The 15,661-nt window shown below is 59.5% G+C and carries 21 protein-coding genes; 11 read left to right on the forward strand and 10 right to left on the reverse strand.

Annotation, left to right across the window (positions count from 1 at the left end; genetic code table 11):
• Nucleotides 1-19 precede the first annotated feature (19 nt).
• The 6 genes from pmbA (at nucleotide 20) to G7025_RS18925 (ending at nucleotide 5,270) form a co-directional block, all read left to right on the forward strand.
• On the forward strand, nucleotides 20-1,366 hold the full coding sequence (gene pmbA, locus G7025_RS18900; RefSeq protein WP_181080624.1) for a metalloprotease PmbA: 1,347 nt from the start codon (nucleotides 20-22) through the stop codon (nucleotides 1,364-1,366).
• 144 nt (nucleotides 1,367-1,510) lie between these two features.
• Nucleotides 1,511-1,906 (forward strand): FagA protein, encoded by a 396-nt coding sequence (locus G7025_RS18905; RefSeq protein WP_181080625.1) that lies wholly within the window; start codon nucleotides 1,511-1,513, stop codon nucleotides 1,904-1,906.
• Nucleotides 1,899-3,275: a class II fumarate hydratase gene (locus G7025_RS18910; protein WP_181080626.1), complete on the forward strand. Its 1,377-nt coding sequence runs from the start codon at nucleotides 1,899-1,901 to the stop codon at nucleotides 3,273-3,275. Before G7025_RS18905 ends, G7025_RS18910 begins: the two co-directional genes overlap by 8 nt.
• A gap of 26 nt (nucleotides 3,276-3,301) precedes the next feature.
• Nucleotides 3,302-3,730: a hypothetical protein gene (locus tag G7025_RS18915; protein WP_181080627.1), complete on the forward strand. Its 429-nt coding sequence runs from the start codon at nucleotides 3,302-3,304 to the stop codon at nucleotides 3,728-3,730.
• 1 nt (nucleotide 3,731) lies between these two features.
• A complete protein-coding gene (locus G7025_RS18920) occupies nucleotides 3,732-4,343 on the forward strand; it encodes a superoxide dismutase (RefSeq protein WP_181080628.1) in 612 nt (203 codons plus the stop codon).
• A 33-nt stretch (nucleotides 4,344-4,376) separates the two neighbouring features.
• Nucleotides 4,377-5,270: a ZIP family metal transporter gene (locus G7025_RS18925; protein ID WP_181080629.1), complete on the forward strand. Its 894-nt coding sequence runs from the start codon at nucleotides 4,377-4,379 to the stop codon at nucleotides 5,268-5,270.
• Nucleotides 5,271-5,282: 12 nt separating this feature from the next.
• On the opposite strand, the gene G7025_RS18930 is transcribed toward G7025_RS18925, so the two are convergent.
• The 10 genes from G7025_RS18930 to G7025_RS18975 all read right to left on the reverse strand — a co-directional run bounded on the left by G7025_RS18930 (nucleotide 5,283) and on the right by G7025_RS18975 (nucleotide 12,291).
• Entirely contained in the window at nucleotides 5,283-5,555 is a 273-nt protein-coding gene (locus G7025_RS18930) for an HPr family phosphocarrier protein (RefSeq protein WP_181080630.1), read from the reverse strand.
• A 16-nt stretch (nucleotides 5,556-5,571) separates the two neighbouring features.
• Nucleotides 5,572-6,429, reverse strand: a complete 858-nt coding sequence (rapZ, locus tag G7025_RS18935; protein WP_181080631.1) for an RNase adapter RapZ — start codon at nucleotides 6,427-6,429, stop codon at nucleotides 5,572-5,574.
• Between the two features lie 2 nt (nucleotides 6,430-6,431).
• Nucleotides 6,432-6,896 (reverse strand): PTS IIA-like nitrogen regulatory protein PtsN, encoded by a 465-nt coding sequence (gene ptsN, locus G7025_RS18940; protein ID WP_181080632.1) that lies wholly within the window; start codon nucleotides 6,894-6,896, stop codon nucleotides 6,432-6,434.
• A gap of 10 nt (nucleotides 6,897-6,906) precedes the next feature.
• Nucleotides 6,907-7,212 (reverse strand): ribosome hibernation-promoting factor, HPF/YfiA family, encoded by a 306-nt coding sequence (hpf, locus tag G7025_RS18945; protein WP_027604812.1) that lies wholly within the window; start codon nucleotides 7,210-7,212, stop codon nucleotides 6,907-6,909.
• 75 nt (nucleotides 7,213-7,287) lie between these two features.
• Nucleotides 7,288-8,781, reverse strand: coding sequence for an RNA polymerase factor sigma-54 (locus tag G7025_RS18950; RefSeq protein ID WP_181080633.1), 1,494 nt, complete (start codon nucleotides 8,779-8,781; stop codon nucleotides 7,288-7,290).
• Between the two features lie 184 nt (nucleotides 8,782-8,965).
• The gene (gene lptB, locus G7025_RS18955) at nucleotides 8,966-9,691 is read right to left on the reverse strand and encodes an LPS export ABC transporter ATP-binding protein (RefSeq protein WP_048723959.1); all 726 of its coding nucleotides are present in this window, start codon (nucleotides 9,689-9,691) and stop codon (nucleotides 8,966-8,968) included.
• On the reverse strand, nucleotides 9,691-10,224 hold the full coding sequence (gene lptA, locus G7025_RS18960) for a lipopolysaccharide transport periplasmic protein LptA (protein WP_034095915.1): 534 nt from the start codon (nucleotides 10,222-10,224) through the stop codon (nucleotides 9,691-9,693). The genes lptB and lptA overlap by 1 nt, the downstream gene beginning before the upstream one ends.
• On the reverse strand, nucleotides 10,211-10,783 hold the full coding sequence (gene lptC / locus G7025_RS18965) for an LPS export ABC transporter periplasmic protein LptC (protein WP_181080634.1): 573 nt from the start codon (nucleotides 10,781-10,783) through the stop codon (nucleotides 10,211-10,213). Before lptC ends, lptA begins: the two co-directional genes overlap by 14 nt.
• 8 nt (nucleotides 10,784-10,791) lie before the next feature.
• On the reverse strand, nucleotides 10,792-11,316 hold the full coding sequence (locus G7025_RS18970) for a KdsC family phosphatase (protein ID WP_181080635.1): 525 nt from the start codon (nucleotides 11,314-11,316) through the stop codon (nucleotides 10,792-10,794).
• The gene (locus G7025_RS18975; protein ID WP_181080636.1) at nucleotides 11,317-12,291 is read right to left on the reverse strand and encodes a KpsF/GutQ family sugar-phosphate isomerase; all 975 of its coding nucleotides are present in this window, start codon (nucleotides 12,289-12,291) and stop codon (nucleotides 11,317-11,319) included.
• 300 nt (nucleotides 12,292-12,591) lie between these two features.
• Here G7025_RS18975 and G7025_RS18980 point away from each other — a divergent pair, with 300 nt between their 5' ends.
• Genes G7025_RS18980 through G7025_RS19000 form a run of 5 tightly spaced genes read left to right on the forward strand, consistent with a single transcriptional unit; the run spans nucleotide 12,592 to nucleotide 15,626 of the window.
• Nucleotides 12,592-13,401, forward strand: a complete 810-nt coding sequence (locus tag G7025_RS18980) for an ATP-binding cassette domain-containing protein (RefSeq protein WP_105520876.1) — start codon at nucleotides 12,592-12,594, stop codon at nucleotides 13,399-13,401.
• The gene (mlaE, locus tag G7025_RS18985) at nucleotides 13,401-14,198 is read left to right on the forward strand and encodes a lipid asymmetry maintenance ABC transporter permease subunit MlaE (RefSeq protein WP_181080637.1); all 798 of its coding nucleotides are present in this window, start codon (nucleotides 13,401-13,403) and stop codon (nucleotides 14,196-14,198) included. The genes G7025_RS18980 and mlaE overlap by 1 nt, the downstream gene beginning before the upstream one ends.
• Complete coding sequence (mlaD, locus tag G7025_RS18990; RefSeq protein WP_181080638.1) at nucleotides 14,198-14,665, forward strand: outer membrane lipid asymmetry maintenance protein MlaD; 468 nt, start codon at nucleotides 14,198-14,200, stop codon at nucleotides 14,663-14,665. Before mlaE ends, mlaD begins: the two co-directional genes overlap by 1 nt.
• Nucleotides 14,666-14,676: 11 nt before the next feature.
• On the forward strand, nucleotides 14,677-15,324 hold the full coding sequence (locus tag G7025_RS18995; protein WP_181080639.1) for an MlaC/ttg2D family ABC transporter substrate-binding protein: 648 nt from the start codon (nucleotides 14,677-14,679) through the stop codon (nucleotides 15,322-15,324).
• The gene (locus G7025_RS19000) at nucleotides 15,321-15,626 is read left to right on the forward strand and encodes an STAS domain-containing protein (RefSeq protein ID WP_181080640.1); all 306 of its coding nucleotides are present in this window, start codon (nucleotides 15,321-15,323) and stop codon (nucleotides 15,624-15,626) included. The genes G7025_RS18995 and G7025_RS19000 overlap by 4 nt, the downstream gene beginning before the upstream one ends.
• Nucleotides 15,627-15,661 lie beyond the last annotated feature (35 nt).

Below are 15,661 nucleotides of genomic sequence, written 5' to 3' on the forward strand. Positions count from 1 at the left end.
AATTTGAGTGGAGAAAACCATGAGTGCAGCCCAAAGCGTCGGTCCGCAAGCGTTACCGGCACTGCAGGAACAAGTCGAGCAGATTCTTGCCGAGGCCAGGCGCCAGGGGGCCAGCGCCTGTGAAGTAGCCGTTTCGCTGGAGCAGGGGCTGTCGACGTCGGTGCGTCAGCGGGAAGTGGAAACCGTTGAGTTCAATCGCGACCAGGGGTTTGGCATCACGCTGTACGTGGGGCAGCGCAAGGGGTCGGCCAGTACGTCCGCCAGTGGTACGGAGGCGATTCGCGAAACGGTTGCCGCAGCGTTGGCAATCGCCAAGCATACCTCCGAGGATGAAAGTTCGGGCTTGGCCGACCAGGCGCTGATGGCCAAGGACGTGAAGGACTTCGATCTGTTCCATGCCTGGGATATCACCCCGGAGCAGGCCATCGAACAGGCGCTGGTCTGCGAGGCCGCGGCCTTTGACGCCGACCCCAGGATCAAAAATGCCGATGGCACCACCTTGAACACTCACCAGGGGTGCCGCGTGTACGGGAACAGCCATGGTTTTATCGGTGGTTACGCGTCCACTCGCCATAGTTTGAGCTGCGTGATGATCGCCGAAGCCAATGGCCAGATGCAGCGTGATTACTGGTATGACGTGAACCGTCAGGGCGATTTGCTCGCCGATCCAGCCAGCATTGGACAGAAGGCCGCGCAGCGTGCCGCGAGCCGCCTGGGCGCGCGTCCGGTGCCGACCTGTGAAGTGCCGGTGCTGTTTTCGGCGGAGCTGGCCGGCGGTTTGTTCGGCAGTTTTCTCGGGGCGATTTCCGGTGGCAATTTGTATCGAAAATCCTCGTTCCTGGAAGGGGCGATCGGCCAGACGTTGTTTCCAGAATGGCTGACCATCGATGAACGCCCACACTTGATGCGTGCCATGGGCAGTACTTCCTTCGACGGTGATGGCCTGGCGACCTATGCCAAGCCCTTTGTCGAGAAAGGCGAGTTGGTGTCCTATGTGCTGGGCACGTATGCCGGGCGTAAACTCGGCTTGCCCAGCACCGCCAATGCGGGCGGTGTACACAACCTGTTCGTGACCCACGGCGACGAAGACCAGGCGGCGCTGTTGCGGCGGATGGGGCGCGGCCTGCTGGTAACCGAATTGATGGGCCATGGCCTGAACATGGTTACCGGTGATTACTCCCGTGGCGCGGCGGGTTTCTGGGTGGAAAACGGCGAAATTCAGTTTGCCGTCCAGGAGGTCACCATCGCCGGCAATATGCGCGATATGTTCAAGCAGATCGTCGCGGTAGGGAATGACTTGGAACTGCGCAGCAACATTCGCACCGGTTCGGTCTTGATCGAGCGGATGACTGTCGCGGGTAGCTGACGCTCCGAGCGATTTATGGAAAGGCGCGCCATCCCGGTGATGGCGCGCTTTTTTTTGGCGTTTGAAAAGTCGATTCCGGTGCAGCGCTTGTTTTGATTCTCAATATCATCTAATAATAAATCTCATTACCGAGCGAGTGAGATCATGAGTTCTGTCCTGCATGAAGATCCTTATCTGGAGAGCTGGCGTTGGATGAGTCGCCAGATTCGCTGCGGGCTGGACCCTGATGAGCCGCGCCTGATCGAGCATTACCTGAGCGAAGGGCGGTACCTGGCGTGCTGCACCGCGACCCACCCGTGGACGGTCGCCGAAACTTCATTTCGTCTGCTGATCGACACCGCCAACGATATTGCCCTGCCCTGGCATTGGCGTTCCCAGTGCCTTGATCAGGCCTGGCGCCCACTGCGCGACCTGGAAAAGCTTTCTCATTGTGCCTGCCGCCTCAAGCGCTGGCAGGCCTTTGCCTGGCAGTTGGCGACTTGCCAGTTGCTGCCGTCCATACCCGTTTCTGACCTGGCGCAAGGATCCTCCGATGAGTAACACCCGTATCGAACGCGACAGCATGGGCGAACTGCATGTGCCCGCCGATGCCCTGTATGGTGCGCAAACCCAGCGCGCGGTGAACAACTTCCCGATCAGCCACCGCCCCATGCCCGCCCAGTTCATTCGCGCGCTGATCCTGGTCAAGGCCGCGGCCGCCAAGGTCAACGTAGACCTCAAGCAAATCGGCGAGGGGCAGGGCAAAGCCATCGTCGATGCCGCTCAAGGCTTGTTGGAAGGCGAATACATGCGCCACTTCCCGGTGGATATCTTCCAGACGGGCTCCGGCACCAGCTCCAACATGAATGCCAATGAAGTGATCGCCACGCTGGCCAGCCGTTTGCTGGGGGAAGTGGTCAACCCCAATGACCACGTGAACTGCGGCCAGAGCAGCAACGACGTCATTCCTACCACGATCCACGTGAGTGCGGCGCTTGTTCTGCATGAGCAAACGCTGCCGGCCCTGCTGCATCTGGTGCAAGTGATCGAGCGCAAGGCCGAGCAGGTTCATCCGTTCATCAAGACCGGCCGTACCCACCTGATGGACGCCATGCCGGTACGCATGAGTCAGGTGCTCACTGGCTGGGCGCAACAACTCAAGGCCAATATCGGCCACTTGCAGGACTTGCTGCCGAGTCTCCAAGCCTTGGCCCAAGGGGGGACTGCGGTGGGCACGGGCATCAACGCGCACCCGCAATTCGCGGCGCGCTTCAGCCAGCAGCTCAGCAGCCTGACCGGCGTCCAGTTCACGCCCGGCAAACATCTGTTCGCGTTGATCGGTTCCCAGGACACCGCCGTCGCCGTGTCCGGCCAGTTGAAAGCCACTGCAGTGTCGCTGATGAAAATCGCCAACGACCTGCGTTGGATGAACTCCGGCCCTCTGGCAGGCCTGGGCGAGATTGAGTTGGAGGGGTTGCAGCCGGGCTCGTCGATCATGCCGGGCAAGGTCAATCCGGTGATCCCTGAGGCGACAGCGATGGTGGCTGCGCAGGTGATCGGCAATGACACGGTGATCACCGTCGCTGGGCAGTCAGGCAATTTCGAGCTGAACGTGATGCTGCCGATCATCGCTCAGAACCTGCTCAGCAGCCTGGAATTGCTGGCCAATTCCAGCCGCCTGCTGGCTGACAAGGCCATCGCCAGCTTCAAGGTGAACGAGGACAAACTCAAAGAGGCGCTGTCGCGCAATCCGATCCTGGTGACGGCGCTCAACCCCATCATCGGCTACCAGAAGGCGGCTGAAATTGCCAAAAAGGCTTATCAGCAGGGGCGTCCGGTGATTGACGTGGCTGTTGAGCACACCGACCTGCCGCGCAGCCAATTGGAAGTCCTGCTGGATCCGGAAAAACTCACCGCCGGCGGCGTGTAATCGCCAACCTGCTTTGGAGACTCACCATGGAGCACTGGAAACGCACGATCGAACGGGCCAACCGCTGCTTTATGCAGGGTGATTGGGTGGACGCGCGCGAGGCCTATCTGCAAGCCCTGGCCCTGGCCTTAGTGCTGTTCGAGCGCTGGGCCGATGCCGAAGAGGCTGTCGCGGCCTGCGTTATTTCCCATCACAACCTGGCGGACCTGCACCTGCGCCTCAACCAGCCGGAGGAAAGCGCGGAATACTTGTGCGCCATCCACCAGCGCCTGCTGCAGGCCATGCAGGACTCGCGTCTTACGCCGCAGCTGCGTGAAGCGGCGCTGCGCCAGAGCAGTAAAACCTACGTTGAGCTGTTGAACTTCATCAGCGACCACGGCGAGTACCCGCGTACCCATCGCTTGCTGGGAGGTACTGCAGCGCACCCCACGCCTTCTCAATACGGAGCACATTGATATGACCTACACCTTGCCTGCCTTGCCCTATGCCTACGATGCCCTGGAACCGCATATCGATGCGCAAACCATGGAGATTCACTACACCAAGCATCACCAGACCTACATCAATAACTTGAACGCGGCGGTAGAGGGCACGGAGTTCGCCGCTTGGCCAATAGAGAAACTGGTGTCGAGTGTGCAGCAATTGCCGGAAAAAATGCGCGCGGCGGTGATCAACCAAGGCGGCGGCCACGCCAACCACTCATTGTTCTGGGCGGTAATGTCGCCTCAAGGTGGTGGCAAGCCCGAGGGCGCACTGAGCAAAGCGATTGATGAGCAGTTGGGCGGCTTCGACAACTTCAAGGAGGTGTTCACCAAAGCTGCGCTGACGCGTTTCGGCAGCGGCTGGGCCTGGCTGAGCGTCACTGCGCAAAAGACCCTGGTGGTGGAAAGCAGCGGCAACCAGGACAGCCCGTTGATGAGCGGTAACACCCCGATCCTTGGCCTGGATGTCTGGGAGCATGCCTATTACCTGCGTTATCAGAACCGCCGCCCGGAATACATCAATGCTTTCTACAGCGTTATCAACTGGCCGGAAGTCGCCGCCCGCTATCAGGCTGCTCTGGCCTGACACCCTTCTTCATAACAAGCACTAAGGCCGATTATGGGCACTGAAACACTGGCGATTGGCAGCGTGCGATTGTTTCGCTATGCGTTTGGCTCGCTGCTGCTGTTGGCAGGCACTGCCTTGCTGGTGGCCCACGGGCTGGCTTGGCTCGATCTTGAGCCGCGCATCCTGCGTGCCTTACAGGGTGGTTCCATTTGCGCATTGGGCACGGCGCTGGGCGCGGTGCCGGTATTAGTGATTCGGCGCATGCCGATGGCCTTGAGCGATACCTTGCTGGGCTTTGGCGCTGGCGTGATGCTGGCAGCCACTGCGTTTTCGTTGATCGTGCCGGGGATTGCGGCAGCTGAAGGGCTGGGGCTGTCCCCCTGGGCCGCCAGTGGCCTGGTCAGTTCTGGCATCATCCTGGGCGCCTTCGGCCTTTATCTGGTTGACCGAAAGGTCTCAAGCGCCAGCCCGGAAATGCTGGTGGGTACGCCGGAGCAACCGGTGATCCCGCCGCGCATCTGGCTGTTCGTGTTCGCGATCATTGCCCATAACATTCCGGAGGGCATGGCCGTGGGCGTTTCCGCCGGGGGCGGCATGCCGGATGCCGACAGTCTGGCCATGGGCATCGCCTTGCAGGATGTACCCGAAGGCCTGGTGATAGCGTTGGTGCTGGCCGGCGCCGGGATGTCGCGGGTCAAGGCGTTCATGGTGGGTGCCGCCTCAGGCTTGGTCGAGCCAGTGTTCGCCGTGCTCTGCGCCTGGCTGGTAAGCCTGGCCGAGGTGCTGCTGCCCTTGGGCCTGGCCTTGGCGGCTGGGGCCATGCTGCTGGTGGTGACTCACGAAGTTATCCCGGAGTCGCGCCGCAATGGCCACGAAAAGCTCGCGAGCCTGGGGCTGTGTATCGGGTTTTGCTTGATGATGGTGATGGATACGGCGTTGGGATGAAGCGTCAGCGAATTATTCCCCTTCGTCGAAGAAGTTGTTGATCAACGCCTCCAAGGCCTTCATTGCCTCTTCTTCCTGCTCGCCTTCGGTCTCAAGGTGAATCTTGGTGCCCTTGCCGGCTGCCAGCATCATCATGGCCATGATGCTTTTACCGTCGACCATGGACTCGCGGGTACGCCCTGCGCGGATCTTGCAAGGGAATTGTCCGGCCACACCGACGAACTTGGCCGAGGCCCGGGCGTGAAGGCCCAATTTGTTGATGATTTCAATTTCACGTGCGGGCATCGCGGGGGTGTTCCTTTCAGCTGAGGTCGCGGTGGCGTACCTGGACATTCTTGAGGGTTTGTTGCAGCACCTGGCCCAGGCGTTCGGTCAGGTAGACGGAACGGTGATGGCCTCCGGTGCAGCCGATGGCGATGGTGACATAGGCGCGGTTGCTTGCAGCGAAGCGCGGCAGCCACTTGAGCAGGTAGCTGGAGATGTCCTGAAACATATCCTGCACATCCGGCTGCGCCGCCAGATAATCGATCACCGGCTGATCCAGGCCTGATTGGTCACGCAGTTCAGGCTTCCAATAAGGATTGGGCAGGCAACGCACATCGAACACCAGGTCGGCGTCTACCGGCATGCCACGCTTGAATCCAAAGGACTCGACGAGAAACGCCGTGCCGGGCTCAGGCTGGTTCAGCAGGCGCAGCTTGATAGCGTCGCGTAGCTGGTACAGGTTGAGGCTAGTGGTATTGATCTTGAGGTCGGCCAGATCGATGATCGGCCCCAACAGCTTCGTTTCGTCCTCAATGGCCTCGGCCAGGGAACGATGCGGGCTGCTGAGCGGGTGGCGACGGCGGGTTTCGGAGAAACGCTTGAGCAGGGTTTCCTCATCCGCATCCAGATACAGCACATCGCAATGTATATGCTTGGCCCGCACTTCTTCCAACAGTTCCGGGAACCGTGAAAGGTGGCTGGGCAGATTGCGGGCATCAATCGATACGGCCACCAGCGGCTGCGCCAGCTCGGTGTGAATCAGCGCGCGCTCCGCCAATTCGGGCAGCAGGCCCGCAGGCAGGTTATCAATGCAGTAGAAACCGCTGTCCTCAAGCACATTGAGGGCGGTGCTCTTACCCGAGCCGGAGCGGCCGCTGACGATGATCAAACGCATGATTACTGCCCGTTTTGCTCATCCAGGACAACCTGATACAGCGCGTCATTGCTGCTGGCGCTGCGGAGTTTGTTACGCACTTCCTTGCGATCGAGCATGCTGGCGATCTGCCGAAGCAGTTCCAGGTGCGCATCGGTAGCGGCTTCCGGGACCAGCAGCACAAACAGCAGGTCGACCGGGGCGCCGTCGATGGCGTCGAAATCGATGGGGGCTTCCAGGTGCAGCAGGGCACTGATGGGATCCGTGCACCCTTTGAGGCGACAGTGGGGTATCGCGATGCCGTTACCAAAGCCGGTGGAACCGAGCTTTTCACGAGCGATGAGAGCCTCGAAGACATCTTGCATTTCGAGGCCCGGCACTTCGCGAGCGATCAGGTTGGCAATTTGTTCGAGGGCTTTTTTCTTGCTGCCGCCCGGCGCGTTCACAAGGGAACGGCCGGGGGTCAGGATGGATTCAAGTCGGATCATGGGGGGAGAGTTAGCGACCTGTGCCTTGGAGCAGGCTCAGATTCTTTTCCTTATGCTTTTTAAGTTGGCGGTCCAGCTTGTCGGTGAGCAAGTCTATCGAGGCGTACATGTCTTCATGCTCTGCGTTGGCAACCACTTCGCCACCGGGTATCTGGAGGGTCGCTTCGATTTTCTGCTGAAGCTTGTCGACCTTCATGATGACCTGCACGTTGGTGATCTTGTCGAAATGTCCTTCAAGCTTCCTCAGCTTCTGCTCGACGTAGTCGCGCAGTGGCGGGGTGACTTCTACATGGTGTCCACTGATATTGACTTGCATACAGCTTCTCCTTCGTTGCCAGTGCATAAAGCGACGGGCAAAAATACCCGTCACTGGAACGCTATGGCCCGCCCGTCACATCAAACGCTTACGCTCGCTGGAAGGCGCGATCCCAAGGGACTCGCGGTACTTGGCGACGGTTCGACGGGCGACCTGAATGCCTTGTGCCTCCAGTAAACCAGCGATCTTGCTGTCACTCAACGGCTTTTTCTGATTTTCCGCGGCAACCAGTTTTTTGATGATCGCGCGGATCGCCGTGGACGAGCATTCGCCGCCTTCAGAGGTACTCACGTGGCTGGAGAAAAAGTATTTCAGCTCGTAGATACCCCGTGGGGTATGCATGAATTTCTGTGTGGTCACCCGGGAAATCGTTGACTCGTGCATGCCTACCGCCTCGGCGATGTCATGCAGTACCAGCGGCTTCATCGCTTCGTCGCCATACTCCAGGAAGCCGCGCTGATGTTCGACGATCTGGGTCGCGACTTTCATCAGGGTTTCGTTGCGGCTCTGCAGGCTCTTGATGAACCAGCGCGCTTCCTGCAACTGGTTGCGCATGAAGGTGTTGTCGGCGCTGGTGTCGGCGCGGCGCACGAACCCGGCATATTGCGGGTTGACCCGCAGACGCGGCACCGATTCCTGGTTCAGCTCCACCAACCAGCGCTCGTTGTCCTTGCGCACGATGACATCGGGGACCACGTATTCGGCTTCGCTCGACTCGATCTGCGAGCCGGGACGAGGGTTGAGGCTCTGCACCAGCTCGATGACCTGGCGCAGTTCGTCTTCCTTGAGCTTCATGCGGCGCATCAACTGGCTGTAGTCGCGGCTGCCCAGCAGGTCGATGTAGTCGGTGACCAGGCGCTGGGCTTCGACCAGCCAGGGTGTTTTGCCCGGCAGTTGACGCAATTGCAGCAGCAGGCATTCGCTGAGCGTGCGCGCGCCAATACCGGCAGGCTCGAACTGCTGGATGCGGTGCAGGACGGCTTCGATTTCGTCCAGCTCGATATCCAGTTCCGGGTCGAACGCCTCGAGAATCTCCTCGAGACTCTCGTCCAGGTAGCCCTGGTTGTTGATGCAGTCGATCAGGGTTACGGCGATCAGGCGATCGGTATCCGACATCGGCGCCAGGTTCAACTGCCACAACAGATGGCTTTGCAGGCTCTCTCCGGCGGATGTGCGGGTGGTGAAATCCCACTCGTCGTCGTCACTGCTGGGCAGGCTGCTGGCGCTGGTCTGATAGACGTCCTCCCAGGCGGTGTCCACGGGAAGCTCGTTGGGAATGCGTTCGTTCCATTCGCCTTCCTCCAGGTTGTCCACCGTGGGGGCGGTTTCCTGATAGGAAGGTTCCTGCACGTCGGAATTGGGTTTTTGCTCGATGTTGTCGGCCAATGGGTCTGCATTGTCGAAGTCGTCGCCTTCTTCCTGGCGTTCGAGCATCGGATTGGACTCCAGGGCCTCCTGGATTTCCTGTTGCAGATCCAAGGTGGACAATTGGAGCAGGCGGATGGCCTGTTGCAGCTGCGGTGTCATCGTCAGCTGCTGGCCCATTCTCAGGACTAGCGATGGTTTCATGGCAGGGGCTTAACACCTTATTCGCCGGCGCAATGCGCCATCCACGACAGGGCGCGTGAGCGCCAAACATAAGCAAATTATATGCCTGATATCGGGGGCTTTGCCTAGAGCGCGGTAACAATAAAAAACCGGGGTTTTCATTGACTCCCGCGCACCTTGGCAAACGGCCGTGACACCACGGTGTTTACAGGCGGAATTCGTGACCCAGGTACACTTCCTTGACCAGCTCGTTGGCCAGGATGGTGGCTGAATCGCCTTCGGCAATCAGCTGTCCATCGTTGACGATATAAGCCGTTTCGCAGATATCGAGTGTTTCACGGACGTTGTGGTCGGTGATCAACACGCCAATGCCCTTGGCCTTGAGGTGGTGGATGATCTGCTTGATGTCGCCGACCGAAATCGGGTCGACGCCGGCAAACGGCTCGTCCAGCAGGATGAACTTGGGCGCAGTGGCCAATGCCCGAGCGATTTCCACGCGGCGGCGCTCGCCACCGGACAGGCTCATGCCCAGGTTGTCGCGAATATGGTTGATATGGAATTCCTGCAGCAGGCTTTCCAGTTCTGCGCGACGGCCGTCGCGGTCGAGTTCCTTGCGGGTCTCAAGGATCGCCATGATGTTGTCGGCTACCGAGAGTTTGCGGAAGATCGAAGCTTCCTGGGGAAGATAGCCGATACCGGCACGGGCACGGCCGTGCATCGGTTGATGGCTGACATCCAGGTCGTCGATCAGTACGCGCCCTTGGTCGGCCTGGACGAGGCCGACGATCATATAGAAGCAGGTCGTCTTGCCGGCGCCGTTGGGGCCGAGCAAACCGACGATTTGGCCGCTGTCGATCGACAGGCTGACATCGCGCACGACCTGACGGCTTTTATAGGCCTTGGCCAGATGCTGGGCTTTCAGGGTTGCCATTACTCGGCCTTCTTCTTCGGCTGGATAACCATGTCGATGCGTGGGCGCGGCGCGCTGACCTTGGTGCCGTTGGCACGACCCGCCTGGGCGACCTGGGTCTTGGTGTTGTAGACGATCTTCTCGCCTTCGGTGGAGTTACCGTCGGCGCTCAGCACCTTGGCCTGATCGATCAGCACAATGCGGTTCTGCTGCGCATGATACTGGATGGTCTTGCCATAGCCCTTCATCGGGCCTGGATCTTCTGCCTTTTGCTTCTGTTCGAAGTAGGCAAGGTTGCCCACCGACGTCACCACGTCGATGTCGCCTGCCGGGGTGCGCGTCAGGGTTACCGTGTTACCGGTGATCTTCATCGAGCCCTGGATAATGATTACGTCACCTTTATAGGTGGCGACGCCTTGCTTGTCATCCAGCTGCGCATCGTCAGCCTGGATACGGATAGGCTGCTCGCTATCGTTCGGCAGAGCCCAGGCGCTCACGCTTCCCAGTGCTGCGCCAAGACCGAGCAAAATCGGGAGAGTTTTAACGAGCCTCATACTGTCCTCTTACGTTCGATAGCAGGTGTATCCTGCTTTCTTTCAAATACGCTTTCATTCCCTTGCCAGTCGATACACCGCCAGCGCCGTCGATTCTAACGTCTTGCTCGGTCTGCGCATATTGCTGTTGTGGGAATACGGTCATGCGACTGCTGGTTATAATCGTGTCGCGGTTCTGGGCGTCAGTGCGTGCGACGCGTACCGAGTCGATCAGTTCGACCTGGGTACCGTCCGGGTTGACCTCGCCATGCTTGCTGGTCACATGCCACGGAAACTCCGTGCCGCGGTACAGGTTCAAGTCCGGGTTGGTCAGCAGGGTGACTTCGGAGGCCTTCAGGTGCTCGACTTTGTCCGAGGTCATCTCGTACTGCACCTTGCCGTCCGGCAGGAACTGCACGCTGTAGGCGTTGGTGGCGTAATAGTCGATAGCGCCCTCATCGACCTGCGCGGCAGGCTGGTCGAGAAAGCGCTCCGGGCTGATATTCCAGTAGCCCACCGCCAGGAACAGCGCGGCGATCACCCCGAATAACAGGAAGTTGCGAATCTTTTTGCTCAGCATATAACGCTCTATAGGTAGGCGGCGTGAGCCGCTTCAAGGCGGCCCTGGGCGCGCAGGATCAATTCGCAGAACTCGCGTGCGGCACCTTCGCCGCCACGGGCCGTGGTTATGCCGTGGGCATGTTCGCGAACGAATGTCGCGGCATTGGCCACTGCCATGCCCAGACCGACCCGACGAATGACCGGCAGGTCGGGCAGGTCATCACCGAGGTAAGCGACCTGCTCATAGCTTAGATTGAGTTGGCCCAGGAGCTCGTCCAGAACCACCAGTTTATCCTCGCGGCCCTGATACAGGTGAGCAATCCCCAGGTTTTGTGCGCGACGTTCCACAACCGGGGTTTTTCGACCGCTGATAATTGCGGTTTGCACCCCTGCCGCTATCAACATCTTGATGCCCTGGCCATCGAGGGTGTTGAAGGTCTTGAACTCGCTGCCGTCTTCGAGAAAGTACAGGCGACCGTCGGTCAGTACGCCGTCGACGTCAAAAATCGCCAGCTTGATGTGCTTGCCGCGTTGCAACAGGTCGCTGCTCATTTACATCACTCCCGCACGCAGCAAGTCGTGCATGTTCAGGGCGCCGATCGGGTGGTCGTCGCTATCGACCACCACCAGTGCGCCGATCTTGTGGTCTTCCATGATTTTCAAGGCTTCTGCGGCCAGCATCTCGGGACGCGCCGTCCTGCCGTGGGGCGTCATCACCGCGTCGATGGTTGCGGTATGAATATCAATGGTCCGGTCCAGCGTGCGCCGCAGGTCACCGTCCGTGAATACCCCGGCCAGGCGCCCATCGGTTTCGAGGATCACGGTCATGCCCAGACCCTTGCGGGTCATTTCCATCAGCGCATCCTTGAGCAGGGTGCCACGCGGTACATGGGGTAACTCATCGCCCGAATGCATGACGTTTTCGACCTTCAGCAACAGGCGTCGGCCGAGCGCGCCGCCCGGGTGGGAAAACGCGAAATCTTCGGCGGTGAACCCGCGGGCTTCCAGCAATGCCACGGCCAGGGCATCCCCCATCACCAGCGCAGCGGTGGTGGAGGAGGTCGGTGCAAGGTTCAGCGGGCAGGCCTCGTGGGCCACATGCACATTCAGGTTCACTTCGGCAGCCTTGGCCAGGGTCGACTCCGGGTTGCCGGTGATGCTGATCATCTGGATGCCCAGGCGTTTGATCAGCGGCAACAGGGTGACGATTTCGTTGGTGGTCCCCGAGTTGGACAGCGCCAGGATGATGTCATCCTTGGTGATCATGCCCATGTCGCCGTGGCTGGCTTCGGCCGGGTGCACGAAAAACGCGGTGGTGCCGGTGCTGGCCAGGGTGGCGGCAATCTTGTTGCCGACATGGCCCGACTTGCCCATGCCAACCACCACCACGCGGCCCTTGCTGGCCAGAATCATCTCGCAGGCGCGTACGAAATCCGCGTCGATATGGGCCAGCAAGCCTTCCACGGCTTCAAGCTCGAGGCGAATAGTGCGCTGTGCGGATTGAATAAGGTCGCTGGATTGGCTCATGTCTGAAATCGTATAGCCTGACGAAAAGTCGGCGATTATAGCGGTAATGATCAATTCCCTCACGCAAGTTCGTCAGGCTTTATTCTGCCGGTGCCTGAGATTCACGCCCGGCAACGTTTTTTCCCTGTCTCTTATCTGAACTGGCGCAGTTCCGGCCTTGGGGGCGTTGTACCAGCAGTGCTATAGTTCGCCGCCAGTTCGGTCCGCTCAGCCCACGTGGCTATATATATTGCGCAACCGTTGCAAACGTTTGTCGCAGAGGTGGTGTCTGAGTGAGAAGCTGCATCCCAAGGAGTTTAGATGAGTGCCGATAACGCCTACGCGGTCGAGCTGAAGGGACTGACCTTCAAGCGCGGGACGCGCAGCATCTTCAATAACGTCGATATTCGCATTCCACGCGGCAAGGTCACGGGCATCATGGGGCCTTCCGGTTGCGGCAAGACCACCCTGCTGCGCTTGATGGGCATGCAATTGCGCCCCAGTGCCGGTGAAGTGTGGGTCAATGGCCAGAACCTGCCGACCCTGTCGCGCAGTGATCTGTTCGATGCGCGCAAGCACATGGGCGTGCTGTTCCAGAGTGGGGCACTGTTCACTGACCTTGATGTTTTCGAGAACGTGGCATTTCCACTGCGGGTGCACACCCAGCTTTCGGACGAAATGATTCGCGACATTGTGCTGCTCAAGCTGCAGGCCGTGGGCCTTCGCGGCGCCATTGACCTGATGCCCGACGAGCTGTCCGGGGGCATGAAGCGTCGTGTCGCCCTGGCCCGTGCTATTGCCCTCGACCCGCAGATCCTCATGTACGACGAGCCTTTTGTCGGCCAGGACCCTATCGCCATGGGCGTGCTGGTACGCCTGATCCGGCTGCTCAATGATGCGCTGGGCATCACCAGTATCGTGGTCTCCCACGACCTGGCGGAAACCGCGAGCATTGCCGACTACCTCTACGTCGTGGGCGATGGTCAGGTACTGGGGCAGGGTACGCCTGAAGAGCTGATGAATGCCGACAACCCGCGCATTCGCCAATTCATGACCGGCGATCCGGATGGCCCGGTGCCTTTTCACTTTCCGGCAGCGGATTACCGCGCAGATCTTCTGGGGAAGCGCTGATGCGCAAAACATCTCTTATCGAAAAGGTTCGCCTTTTCGGTCGCTCGGGCATCGACATCGTCGAAGTGCTGGGCCGCTCGACGATTTTTCTGTTTCACGCCTTGCTCGGCCGCGGCGGCAACGGCGGCGGTTTTGGCTTGTTGATCAAGCAACTGCATGCCGTCGGCGTGATGTCCCTGGTGATCATTGTGGTCTCCGGGGTGTTCATCGGCATGGTACTGGCATTGCAGGGCTTCAATATCCTGTCCAGCTACGGCTCGGAGCAGGCGGTGGGGCAGATGGTTGCCCTGACGCTGCTGCGCGAGCTGGGGCCGGTGGTCACCGCGTTGCTGTTCGCCGGGCGCGCGGGTTCCGCGCTGACCGCCGAAATCGGCAATATGAAGTCCACCGAGCAGTTGTCCAGCCTGGAAATGATCGGCGTCGACCCGCTCAAATACATTGTTGCCCCGCGCCTGTGGGCCGGCTTCATATCCCTGCCACTGCTGGCGATGATCTTCAGCGTGGTCGGTATCTGGGGCGGTTCCTGGGTGGCGGTGGACTGGCTGGGCGTCTACGACGGTTCCTACTGGGCCAACATGCAGAACAGCGTCACCTTCAACGGTGATGTACTCAACGGCATTATAAAGAGCATCGTCTTTGCCTTTGTCGTGACGTGGATTGCCGTATTCCAAGGCTACGACTGTGAGCCCACTTCAGAAGGGATCAGTCGCGCCACCACCAAGACCGTTGTGTACGCCTCGCTGGCGGTACTGGGCCTTGACTTCATTTTGACCGCCTTGATGTTTGGAGATTTCTGATGCAAAACCGCACTGTGGAAATCGGTGTCGGCCTTTTCTTGCTGGCTGGCATCCTGGCTTTACTGTTGCTGGCCCTGCGGGTCAGTGGCCTGTCGGCCAGCCCCACCGCCGACACTTATAAACTTTACGCCTACTTCGACAATATCGCCGGTTTGACTGTCAGAGCTAAAGTGACCATGGCCGGCGTGACGATCGGCAAGGTCACGGCAATCGATCTGGATCGCGACAGTTTCACCGGTCGAGTGACGATGCAACTGGACAAGAAGGTCGACAACCTGCCGATCGACTCCACTGCGTCTATCCTCACTGCGGGTCTGCTGGGCGAGAAATACATCGGTGTCAGCGTGGGCGGGGAAACAGCCCTGCTCAAGGATGGTTCGACCATCCACGACACGCAGTCGTCGCTGGTGCTTGAAGACCTGATCGGAAAATTTTTGCTCAATACGGTCAATAAAGACGCCAAATGAGGACTCTGTACATGATCTCTACCTTGCGACGTGGCCTTCTGGTACTGCTTGCAGCGCTGCCATTGATGGCCAACGCGGCGGGTTCTGCGCACGATCTGGTGCAGGACACGACCAACAAAATGTTGGCTGATCTGACCGCCAACAAAGAACAGTACAAGCAAGACCCGAGTAAGTTCTATGATGCGCTCAACAGCATTGTCGGACCGGTGGTGGATGCCGAAGGCATTTCCCGCAGCATCATGACGGTCAAGTATTCGCGCAAGGCGACCCCTGAGCAGATGCAGCGCTTCCAGGAAAACTTCAAGCGCGGCCTGTTCCAGTTCTATGGCAATGCGTTGCTCGAGTACAACAACCAGGGCATTACCGTTGCACCCGCCGGCGATGAGTCGGGTGATCGCACCAGCGTGAACATGAGCGTCAAGGGCAACAACGGTGCCGTCTACCCTGTCCAGTACACCCTGGAGAAGGTCAAGGGCGAATGGAAGTTGCGTAACGTGATCATCAACGGCATCAACATCGGCAAGCTGTTCCGTGATCAGTTCGCCGACGCCATGCAGCGCAATGGCAACGACCTGGACAAGACCATCAATGGTTGGGCCGGTGAAGTCGCCAAGGCCAAGGAAACGTCCGACAAAGAAGCCGGGAAGGCTGCGCAATGACCGAGTCGGCTGTGCGTCTTGGCGACGCCGGTGAGTTATTCCTCAGCGGCGTGCTGGATTACCGCACCGGGCCTGACCTGCGCAAGCAGGGGCAGGCGTTGATCAAGACCAGTACCGCGCCCGCGCTGGTACTTGACTGTTCGGCGGTGACCAAATCCAGCAGTGTCGGCCTGTCGTTGCTGCTGTGCTTCATGCGCGATGCCGAGGCGGCCCAAAAAACCGTCAGCATCCGTGCGTTGCCTGAAGACATGCGCGAAATTGCCGAAGTTTCCGGTCTGACCGAGCTGTTGGCGCATCCTTAATACACGTCTTCAAGCAAGCCCCCCGTCAGAGTCCT

Source organism: Pseudomonas lurida (assembly GCF_013522705.1).
Taxonomy (GTDB): domain Bacteria; phylum Pseudomonadota; class Gammaproteobacteria; order Pseudomonadales; family Pseudomonadaceae; genus Aquipseudomonas; species Aquipseudomonas quebecensis.

What these genes read in the sequence shown, in the direction of transcription:
- G7025_RS18980 (WP_105520876.1), top strand. Translation starts at nt 12,592, where the DNA reads ATGAGTGCCGATAACGCCTACGCGGTCGAGCTGAAGGGACTGACCTTC.
- G7025_RS18910 (WP_181080626.1), top strand. Translation starts at nt 1,899, where the DNA reads ATGAGTAACACCCGTATCGAACGCGACAGCATGGGCGAACTGCATGTG.
- G7025_RS18905 (WP_181080625.1), top strand. Translation starts at nt 1,511, where the DNA reads ATGAGTTCTGTCCTGCATGAAGATCCTTATCTGGAGAGCTGGCGTTGG.
- hpf (WP_027604812.1), bottom strand. Translation starts at nt 7,212, where the DNA reads ATGCAAGTCAATATCAGTGGACACCATGTAGAAGTCACCCCGCCACTG.
- G7025_RS18975 (WP_181080636.1), bottom strand. Translation starts at nt 12,291, where the DNA reads ATGAGCCAATCCAGCGACCTTATTCAATCCGCACAGCGCACTATTCGC.
- G7025_RS18970 (WP_181080635.1), bottom strand. Translation starts at nt 11,316, where the DNA reads ATGAGCAGCGACCTGTTGCAACGCGGCAAGCACATCAAGCTGGCGATT.
- lptC (WP_181080634.1), bottom strand. Translation starts at nt 10,783, where the DNA reads ATGCTGAGCAAAAAGATTCGCAACTTCCTGTTATTCGGGGTGATCGCC.
- lptB (WP_048723959.1), bottom strand. Translation starts at nt 9,691, where the DNA reads ATGGCAACCCTGAAAGCCCAGCATCTGGCCAAGGCCTATAAAAGCCGT.
- lptA (WP_034095915.1), bottom strand. Translation starts at nt 10,224, where the DNA reads ATGAGGCTCGTTAAAACTCTCCCGATTTTGCTCGGTCTTGGCGCAGCA.
- mlaE (WP_181080637.1), top strand. Translation starts at nt 13,401, where the DNA reads ATGCGCAAAACATCTCTTATCGAAAAGGTTCGCCTTTTCGGTCGCTCG.
- G7025_RS18920 (WP_181080628.1), top strand. Translation starts at nt 3,732, where the DNA reads ATGACCTACACCTTGCCTGCCTTGCCCTATGCCTACGATGCCCTGGAA.
- pmbA (WP_181080624.1), top strand. Translation starts at nt 20, where the DNA reads ATGAGTGCAGCCCAAAGCGTCGGTCCGCAAGCGTTACCGGCACTGCAG.
- G7025_RS18925 (WP_181080629.1), top strand. Translation starts at nt 4,377, where the DNA reads ATGGGCACTGAAACACTGGCGATTGGCAGCGTGCGATTGTTTCGCTAT.
- G7025_RS18950 (WP_181080633.1), bottom strand. Translation starts at nt 8,781, where the DNA reads ATGAAACCATCGCTAGTCCTGAGAATGGGCCAGCAGCTGACGATGACA.
- ptsN (WP_181080632.1), bottom strand. Translation starts at nt 6,896, where the DNA reads ATGATCCGACTTGAATCCATCCTGACCCCCGGCCGTTCCCTTGTGAAC.
- G7025_RS18915 (WP_181080627.1), top strand. Translation starts at nt 3,302, where the DNA reads ATGGAGCACTGGAAACGCACGATCGAACGGGCCAACCGCTGCTTTATG.
- rapZ (WP_181080631.1), bottom strand. Translation starts at nt 6,429, where the DNA reads ATGCGTTTGATCATCGTCAGCGGCCGCTCCGGCTCGGGTAAGAGCACC.
- G7025_RS18930 (WP_181080630.1), bottom strand. Translation starts at nt 5,555, where the DNA reads ATGCCCGCACGTGAAATTGAAATCATCAACAAATTGGGCCTTCACGCC.
- G7025_RS18995 (WP_181080639.1), top strand. Translation starts at nt 14,677, where the DNA reads ATGATCTCTACCTTGCGACGTGGCCTTCTGGTACTGCTTGCAGCGCTG.
- mlaD (WP_181080638.1), top strand. Translation starts at nt 14,198, where the DNA reads ATGCAAAACCGCACTGTGGAAATCGGTGTCGGCCTTTTCTTGCTGGCT.
- G7025_RS19000 (WP_181080640.1), top strand. Translation starts at nt 15,321, where the DNA reads ATGACCGAGTCGGCTGTGCGTCTTGGCGACGCCGGTGAGTTATTCCTC.